The following is a 1,206-nucleotide window of genomic DNA, read 5'->3' on the forward strand; positions in this document are numbered from 1 at the left end:
CCTCGAATCATCGAGGCGGCCTTCGGTTTTCTGTCTCTCAGGTCACGACCAGCGGCGGGTGATGCCGCGAGTGCGCCTGCCGTTCCAGCAACCCTGGTGCCAGTGCCTGCGGTCCTCCTCGCCACCCTCGACGGCCCAGGCCACGATGTGGGCGACACCGATCGCGATCTCGTGGTCGCAGCCGGGGCACCGATAGGGCTTCACCGCCCGAGCGCCGGGAACCGTTCGCACGATATAGGTTTCGTCACCCGGGCCGTCCTCGGTGCGGCCGTACACGTCGCCGATCGGCCTAGGCGCCGCAGAACGTCCGCTGCGCGGTCTACGTCGCGGCATGACACTCTCCTCCTAGAACAAGCGGAAAACGTTGCTCTCCGTGCCGCGTAGCTCGTCGTAATCGAGCGTGAGGCACCGGATTCCACGGTACTCTGCCAGTGTCTTCGCCTGCGGCTTGATCTGCTGTGCCGCGAACACCCCGGCCACCGGGGCCAGCAGCGGGTCGAGGTTGAGCAGTTCGAGATACCGGGTGAGCTGCTCGACACCGTCGATGTCACCACGCCGCTTGATCTCCACCGCCACGGTGGCGCCGTCGGCATCGCGGCACAGCAGATCCACCGGGCCGATCGCGGTCATGTACTCGCGCCGCACCAGGGTGTACCCCTCCCCGAGCTTCGTCACGTGTTCGGCGAGCAGCTCCTGCAGATGCGCTTCGACGCCGTCCTTCACCAGGCCGGGGTCGACTCCGAGCTCGTGCGAGGAATCGTGCTCGATCTCCTCGATGGTGATCCGCAATTCCTCGCCGGCCTTGTTGGTCACGACCCACAGCGCCTTAGCCGTCACCGGCTCCGGAGTCTGTCCCTCCCGCAACGGCCGTACGCCGTCGGGCAAGGCGGCGGGCATCGCGTCCGGCACTTCCTGCTCCACCAGCCAGCACGGCGGACTCATCCAGTTCAGCGGCTTGTACGAGCCGCCGTCGGAGTGCACGAGCACCGACCCGTCGGCCTTGATCAGCAACAGCCGACGAGCCATCGGAAGGTGGGCGGTCAGTCGACCGACATAGTCGACCTGGCAACGAGCAATGACGAGGCGCACCCAAGCACTGTAGGCGACGACCCCGGGAACGCAAAAAGGCCCTCCAACCGAAGTTGGAGGGCCTTTCGCAAAGATGTTCCGGCAGTGTCCTACTCTCCCACACCCTGTCGAGTGCAG

General features: G+C 66.1%; 2 protein-coding genes. Both read right to left on the reverse strand.

Annotated elements, in window-relative coordinates; genetic code table 11:
- Positions 1–42: 42 nt before the first annotated feature.
- Positions 43–333 carry an ATP/GTP-binding protein gene (locus tag ACWGCN_RS35775; protein ID WP_378996679.1) on the reverse strand — a complete coding sequence of 97 codons (291 nt, stop codon included), beginning with the start codon at positions 331–333 and terminating at the stop codon, positions 43–45.
- Between the two features lie 12 nt (positions 334–345).
- The gene (gene nucS / locus ACWGCN_RS35780) at positions 346–1,089 is read right to left on the reverse strand and encodes an endonuclease NucS (protein ID WP_378639483.1); all 744 of its coding nucleotides are present in this window, start codon (positions 1,087–1,089) and stop codon (positions 346–348) included.
- Between the last annotated feature and the right edge of the window lie 117 nt (positions 1,090–1,206).

The sequence above is a fragment of the Nocardia sp. NPDC055050 genome, from assembly GCF_053608345.1.

Excerpts from the sequence above, each read along its gene's own strand:
- ACWGCN_RS35775 (WP_378996679.1), bottom strand. The coding sequence starts at position 333 with ATGCCGCGACGTAGACCGCGCAGCGGACGTTCTGCGGCGCCTAGGCCG.